The organism is Azoarcus sp. TTM-91, assembly GCF_012911025.1.
Lineage (GTDB): Bacteria > Pseudomonadota > Gammaproteobacteria > Burkholderiales > Rhodocyclaceae > Azoarcus.
In genome coordinates, this window is record NZ_WUEI01000163.1 from 1 (window position 1) to 7,106 (window position 7,106).

General features: G+C 70.4%; 4 protein-coding genes and 1 pseudogene. 4 read left to right on the forward strand and 1 reads right to left on the reverse strand.

The window, feature by feature from the left end:
- The first annotated feature begins 265 nt into the window (after positions 1 to 265).
- The 4 genes from GRF61_RS22490 to GRF61_RS22505 all read left to right on the forward strand — a co-directional run bounded on the left by GRF61_RS22490 (position 266) and on the right by GRF61_RS22505 (position 6,452).
- Entirely contained in the window at positions 266 to 1,279 is a 1,014-nt protein-coding gene (locus tag GRF61_RS22490) for an isopenicillin N synthase family oxygenase (RefSeq protein WP_169152854.1), read from the forward strand.
- A 232-nt stretch (positions 1,280 to 1,511) separates the two neighbouring features.
- A complete protein-coding gene (locus tag GRF61_RS25135) occupies positions 1,512 to 3,614 on the forward strand; it encodes a hydantoinase/oxoprolinase family protein (protein WP_169152855.1) in 2,103 nt (700 codons plus the stop codon).
- Positions 3,611 to 5,248: a hydantoinase B/oxoprolinase family protein gene (locus GRF61_RS22500; protein WP_169152856.1), complete on the forward strand. Its 1,638-nt coding sequence runs from the start codon at positions 3,611 to 3,613 to the stop codon at positions 5,246 to 5,248. Before GRF61_RS25135 ends, GRF61_RS22500 begins: the two co-directional genes overlap by 4 nt.
- A gap of 271 nt (positions 5,249 to 5,519) precedes the next feature.
- Positions 5,520 to 6,452, forward strand: a complete 933-nt coding sequence (locus GRF61_RS22505; protein ID WP_169152857.1) for a hypothetical protein — start codon at positions 5,520 to 5,522, stop codon at positions 6,450 to 6,452.
- A 141-nt stretch (positions 6,453 to 6,593) separates the two neighbouring features.
- Here the strand turns inward: GRF61_RS22505 and GRF61_RS22510 are convergent.
- A pseudogene (locus tag GRF61_RS22510) lies at positions 6,594 to 7,106 on the reverse strand (hypothetical protein); the annotation flags it as partial.

Consider the following 7,106-nt stretch of genomic DNA (forward strand, 5'->3'; position numbering starts at 1 on the left):
AAACACGCCTGCCCCGCCATCAAATCATCCGCCCCATCCCACCCCGGGGCGACGAATCCAGATTAGCGATTCACCTCTCTCCGCGGAAGCGTTTGCCCGCCTTTCCACGGTGTCGGTTTCGCATCGCGTCGACGCAGAAAAGGCATCTCCCGCCTTGCGCTGGCCGGGCTAGTCTTTTTATCGGCGGTACCCCGGTACCGGAACGACATGCCCCGGCGGCGCCTTGCGTGGCGTCCGTCCCTATCCCTTTCGAGGTCGATGCGAAATGAGCCGTAGCAGCAAGAGTGACGAGGATCTGGTGATCGCCAAGGCGGTGCCCCTCGAGGAAATCCCGGTGATCGATTTCACCCCCTTCCGCGAGGGCGGCATGGTGGGCCGGCTGACGGTGGCCACCGCCATCGCCGACGCCTGCCGCGAGATCGGCTTCTTCTACCTCAGCGGCCACGGCGTGCCGGACGAGAAGCTGAAGAAGGTATTCGAACAGTCGGCGGCATTCTTCCACCAGCCCATCGCCACCCGCCGCGAAGTGGCGGCCACGCCGGAGCGTTACCGCGGCTGGATCCCGATGCCGCACAGCGAGCCGATGTCGCGCAGCAGCCGGCTGTTCGAGCAGTACCGCATCCAGGCCGAGTTCGGCGGCGACGGCCCGCTGCAGGGCGATGACCGCCTGTTCTACGCCCCCAACCGCTGGCCGGCGCAGCTGCCGGAGTTCCAGGCCGCCTGCAGCGCATACTACGACGCCATGCTGGCGCTGTCGCGCGACCTGCTGCGCGCCTTCGCCCTCGGCCTCGGCCTGCCGGAGAACCGTTTCGACGGCTATTTCGACAAGCCGCTGTGCCAGTTGAGCCTGCTGTACTACATCCCGCTGCCGGACGATGTCGAGGTGGAAGTCTCCAACACCGTGTCGCACACCGACGAAGGCCCGCTCACCATCCTCGCCCAGGACAACATCGGCGGCCTGGAGGTGAAGCGCCGCGACGGCAGCTGGATCTCGGCGCCGCCGATTCCCGGCGCCTACACCATCAATGTCGGCGACATGATGATGTGGTGGTCCAACGGCCGTTACCTCTCCAACTACCACCGCGTGCGCAACAAATCCAAGCGCGAGCGCTTCTCCATTCCCTTCTTCCTCAACCCGGACAAGCAGGCCGAGGTACGCCCGCTGCCGGAGTTCGTCGCCATCGACGGCAAGGCCAACTACGAAGGCGCGGTGGTGGGCGATCACCTGAAGCGCTTCTACACCACGCTGGAGAAGGACCCGCGCGAGCTGGACCGCTGAGCCCGGCTACCGCGTCCAGCGGCGTACTGAAGCGGCGCTTGCCGACAGCGCGAGCACCCGGGGCGAGTCCTTCGACAGACCCGCTGCCGGGTCGAGCGAGGACCGCGCCCCGAATGCCCTTCGACCGCGCTCGGAGCGAACGGCAGAGCCACTCCGCCAGCCGCTTCGATAGCTCCGCCCGCCCGCGCCCCGACCCCACAGAGACCCCACCACAACAACAGCGAATCCAGCCGTGACCCCCAACGACAAAACGGCGCGCATCGGCGCCGACATCGGCGGCACCTTCACCGACGTCGTGCTCGAAACCCCGAGCCGGCGCTACTCCATCAAGGTGCTCACCACCTACGACGCGCCCGAGCGCGGCCTGCTCGACGGCGTCGCCGCGCTGCTTGCCCAGGCCGGGCTGGCGCCGGCTGACGTCGGCTTCATCGTGCACGGCACCACGCTGGCCACCAACGCCATCCTCGAACGCCGCGGCGCGCGCACCGCGCTGCTCACCACCGCGGGCTTCCGCGACGTGCTGGAGCTGGGCACCGAGAGCCGCTTCGACCAGTACGACATCACCATGGATGCGCCGGCGCCGCTGATCCCGCGGCCGCTGCGGCGCGGCGTGCCGGAGCGCATCGCCGCCGGCGGCGAAGTGCTGCTGGCGCTGGACGAAGACGCGGTGCGCGCGGTGGCGCGCGACTTCCTCGCCGCCGGCGTGGAGAGCGTGGCGGTGGCCTTCCTGCACAGCTATGCCAACCCGGCGCATGAGCGCCGCGCCGGCGAGATCCTGGCCGAGGCCATGCCCGGCGTCACCGTGTCGCTGTCCTGCGAGGTGTCGCCGGAGATGCGCGAATACGAGCGCTTCTCCACCACCGCCGCCAACGCCTACGTGCAGCCCATCGTCGCCAGCTACCTCGGCCGGCTGGACGCCAAGCTGCGCGCCGGCGGCTTCGACTGCGCGCTGTTCCTCATGCTCTCCTCCGGCGGCCTCACCACGGTGCAAACCGCTGCGCGCTTCCCGGTGCGGCTGGTGGAATCCGGCCCGGCCGGCGGCGCCATCTTCGCCGCCAGCATCGCCGCCGAGCGCGGCATCGACCGCATGCTGGCGCTGGACGTCGGCGGCACCACCGCCAAGATCTGCTTCGTCGACCAGGGCCGGCCCAAGACCTCGCAGGTGTTCGAGGTGGACCGCGCCCACCGCTTCCGCAAGGGCAGCGGCCTGCCGCTGCGCATCCCGGTGATCGAGATGGTGGAGATCGGCGCCGGTGGCGGCTCCATTGCCCGCCTGGATGGTACCGGCCGGCTCACCGTCGGCCCGCAGAGCGCCAGCTCCGAACCCGGCCCGGCGTGCTACGGCCGCGGCGGCGCCAAGCCGACGGTGACCGACGCCGATCTCGTGCTCGGCCGCATCGACCCCACCGCCTTCGCCGGCGGCAAGCTGCGCCTGGACGAAACCGCCGCCGCCACCGCGATGGACCAGGTGCGCGCCTGGGAGGCCGGCCCGCAGGTGCTGGCGCTGGGCATCAGCGAGATCGTGGACGAGGCCATGGCCAGCGCGGTGCGGGTGCATGCGATGGAGCAGGGCGCCACGGTGGAAGACCGCAGCCTGGTCGCCTTCGGCGGCGCCGCGCCGCTGCATGCGGCGCGCATCGCCGAGAAGCTGGGCATCGCCGAAGTGGTGATTCCGCGCAGCGCCGGCGTCGGCTCGGCGGTGGGCTTCCTGCGCGCGCCGGTGGCCTACGAGCTGTCGCGCAGCCTGCACCAGCGCATCGCCGCGCTCGACCTGGAGGCGGTCAACGCCATGCTGGCGGAGATGGGCGCGCAGGCGCGGGAGGTGGTCAGCGCCGGCGGTGGTGATCCGGCGGCGCTGGTCGAGCAGCGGGTGGCCTACGCCCGCTACTGCGGCCAGGGCTACGAGATCGCCATCGACGTTCCCGCGCGGCCGCTCACCGAGGCCGACCGCGCCGGCCTGCTCGCCGCCTTCGAGGCCGCCTACCGCGCCCAGTACGGCGGCGTGGTGGTGGCGCTGCCGGTGGAAATCCTCACCTGGCGGCTCACTGTCGCCGCGCCGGCCCCGCAGCCGGTGGCCGTGCCCGGCCTCGCGCCGGAGCGCGTGGTGACGCCGGACAGCTGGCGCAAGGTGATGGACCCGGCCAGCGGCCAGGTGCACGACTTCGCCCTGGTGCGCCGCGCCGGCCTGCGCCCTGGCGACCACGTCGCCGGCCCGGCGCTCATCGTCGAGGAAGAAACCACCACCGTGGTGTCGCCGGCCTTCGGCGCCACCGTGGATGCCAACCACTACCTCGTCCTGCGCCGCCAGGGCGAAACCGCCGGAGCCCGCGCATGAACGACGCCATCCAGGACCTGCGCCTGCAGGTGATGTGGACCCGCCTCATCTCGGTGGTGGAAGAAGCCGCCCAGGCGCTGATGCGCACCGCCTTCTCCACCACCGTGCGCGACGCCGGCGACCTCTCCGCCGCGGTGTTCGACACCCAAGGCCGGCTGGTGGCCGAGGCCGTCACCGGCACCCCCGGCCATGTGAACAGCATGGCCGCCGGCGTGCGCCACTTCCTCGCCCGCTTCCCGGTGGCGGAGATGGAGGAGGGCGACCACTACATCACCAACGACCCCTGGCTCACCGCTGGCCACCTGCACGACATCACCGTGGTCAGCCCCATCTTCGCCAATGGCCGCGTCGCCGGGCTCATCGGTTGCTGCTGCCACCAGCTCGACATCGGCGGCCTCGGCCAGGGGCCGGACGGCCGCTCCATCTTCGAGGAAGGGCTGCAGATCCCGCTGCTCAAGCTGGCCTCGCGCGGCCGGGTGAATGCCGACCTGATGGAGATCCTGCGCCAGAACGTGCGCACCCCGCTGCAGGTGGAGGGCGACGTGATGTCCTACATCGCCAGCAACGAGGCCGGCGCCCGCCGGGTGCGGGAAATGCTGCAGGAATTCGCGCTGGAGGGGCTGGACGGGCTGGGCGACTACATCATCGCCCAGTCCGGCGCCGCCACCCGCGCCCGCATCGCCCGGCTGCCGCGCGGCACCTGGCACAACGCGATGACCATAGACGGCTACGACCGCCCCATCACCCTGCGCGCCTCGCTCACCATCGAGGAAGACTGCATCCGCGTCGATTACGCCGGCACCGACGCCGCCGTGCCCTACGGTATCAACGTGGTGCTCAACTACTGTCGCGCCTACACCGTGTTCGGCCTCAAATGCGTGGTCGCGCCGGACGTGCCCAACAACCACGGCGCGCTGGCGCCCTTCGTGGTGGATGCACCGCTCGGTTCCATCCTCAATGTGCAGCGGCCGGCGCCGGTCGCCGCCCGCCACGTCATCGGCCAGATGCTGCCGGACGTGGTGCTGGGCTGCCTCGACCAGGCCCTGCCCGGCCGCGCCCCGGCCGAAGGTTCCTCCTGCCTGTGGAGCGTGCAGCTGCGCGGCAAATTGCCCGACGGCGCCGGCTTCGACACCGTGTTCTTCAACAGCGGCGGGGCCGGCGCCCGGGCGCGGCAGGACGGCCTCTCCGGCACCGCCTTCCCCAGCGGCGTGCGGGCGATGCCGGTGGAAGTCACCGAATCGGCGGCGCCCATCGTCATCTGGCGCAAGGAACTGCGCGCCGACAGCGGCGGCCCCGGCCGCCAGCGCGGTGGCCTCGGCCAGACGGTGGAAGTCGCCACCCGCGACGGCAGCCCCTTCGAGGTGCTGGCGATGTTCGAGCGCGTCGACCACCCGGCGCTGGGCCGCAGCGGCGGCGCGCCCGGCGCCGCCGGCGTGGTGAGCCTCGCCTCCGGCACCGCCATGCGCGCCAAGGGCCGCCAGCAGATCCCGGCCGGCGACCGCCTGGTGCTGGAACTGCCCGGCGGCGGCGGCCTCGGCCCGGTGGCCGAGCGCGACCCGGCCCGGATCGCCGCCGACCTTGCCGAAGGCCGCATCAGCGCCGAGGCCGCCCGGCGCGACTACGGCCATAACTGAAACGCTATCTCCCTCTCCACTGGCGTATTTGCCCCGGCGGCCTCGCGGCTGCCGGGGTTTTTTCTTTTCGGGGACGGCAGGCGCAGGGCCGGGGCGAGAGCCAGTGCCGACTGGTGTGTGACGTTCTTGTGATGCTGATGGGATTGAATGGGCATCCGTGCGCCACCGCGCGCGTTGGGGAGCAGGGACGCTCCCGGGAGCAGGCCGTCCGGCTTGGCCCCGCCCCGCTTCCTTGCGGCGGCGCCGCGCCGCTAACCGATGGGACCGGAACATGTACCAGAAACTGCAATGCGTGGATCACAAGGATCACCAGTTCTACACCGAGGAGAAAGACTCCAGTACATACACCTGCCCGCGTTGCTCGGCTGCAGTCCGGCGTTTGGCCCGGGTGCTGAAGCACCGTCCCATGTCCTCCGGCAACCTGAAGGAAAGAGTCGAACTTCCCCACATCGCGAGCGCGAGCCTGAATCGGCCGGTGCGTTCGGCCATGCTCAAGGAACATGAACTGCGGCAAAAGGCGCAGCGCAAGGCCGAGCAGGAGTACAAGCGCGCCCAGATCAGCAATGACCCGCTCTACGCCTGGAACGCGGCGGAGAACCCGGATTTCGACGAGCTGGAAGCCTTCGAACTGGGCGACGATGGTTTGCTGTATGTGCCGGGAAGCGCATTCAAACCCAGCATGCGCTACACCGCTTCGGACGGACAATCCTTCGACGATGGCCAGCGCAATCTCAAAGCGGTGGCGGTTGACCCGGCCTGCCTCAAGGTCGTGACCGACTCCGTTCGCAATAGCGCGCTGCGGCTCAATGCCAACACCGTCATGGGGCAGAGCGCGCACGCGGCCTCCGGGCGCGGTGTCGCGCATGTGAAAGGCGCGGCTTTCCGCGGCGACCACGAGGAATGGAACCACCTGATCGCGGATTGCCTGGGCGGCGCCACCGAAAAGCGGAACCTCGTCGCCGCCAGCGCGGCCTGCAACAGCTACATGCTCAGCATCGAATCCTGCCTGCGCGGCAAAGGGCATATTTCGCTGACGGTGAAAGCCCACTGCAGCGAGGAAGACGTGGCGGAATGGATCGAGTACCAGATCACCAACAAGGGCAAGACGCTGGTGAAGTACATCGATGCCCGCAACCACTACTTCACCCGTGAGGATGGGGCCGCCCTGCGCAAGGAGGTGCTCAGGTTCGCCAGGGAACGCTGACGCGGCATGCCTTGCTCGATGCCACCGCCGTCGAAGCCGAGCGGATTCCCGAGCAGGGGCTGACAGCAGCGGCGGCGCGGGAGTTCGGCAAGGCTGCCAAGGCGCTTTGATGGCACGGACGGTGGCCTGCCGCCCCGGCATTCAGCTGGACGGGCCTTGCACGCTGCGCCGCGCCTGGGGCGGGGCGTGTTCGCCCTTCCCGCGCCGGCCGCCGCGCCGCAAGCGCCGCCAGCCGATCACCGTGCCGCTCGCCGCCAGCGCCAGTCCGCCCAGGCTGAGCAGGATCAGCGTGGCGTCGCGCAGGCTGCCCAGCGCCAGCAGGGCGGGGAGGTCCCAGCTGTGAAGGAAGTAGAACAGCCAGCGGCTCACGCGCTGGCTGCGGGAGAGGGTTTGTTCGACGTCGCCGCTGTGGAGGTCGATATAGAGGCGGGTGCGGTTGGCGTCGGCGAAGTCCAGGCGCAGGGCGGGCAGGCGGCGGGGCTGGGCACCGTTCATGGCTTCGGCGTGGCGGGCGTAGTAGTAGGCGTCGTGGCTGTCGAGGCGCAGGTGGCGGGCGAGGGGGGCCTCGAACAGGCGGGCGGCGGCCCGGAGGATTTCGGCTTCGCTCCAGGTTTCGCGGATGCGTGGGGCCTCGGGCGGGCCATCCAGCAGGCG

What these genes read in the sequence shown, in the direction of transcription:
- GRF61_RS22490 (WP_169152854.1), top strand. Translation starts at nt 266, where the DNA reads ATGAGCCGTAGCAGCAAGAGTGACGAGGATCTGGTGATCGCCAAGGCG.
- GRF61_RS22500 (WP_169152856.1), top strand. Translation starts at nt 3,611, where the DNA reads ATGAACGACGCCATCCAGGACCTGCGCCTGCAGGTGATGTGGACCCGC.
- GRF61_RS22505 (WP_169152857.1), top strand. Translation starts at nt 5,520, where the DNA reads ATGTACCAGAAACTGCAATGCGTGGATCACAAGGATCACCAGTTCTAC.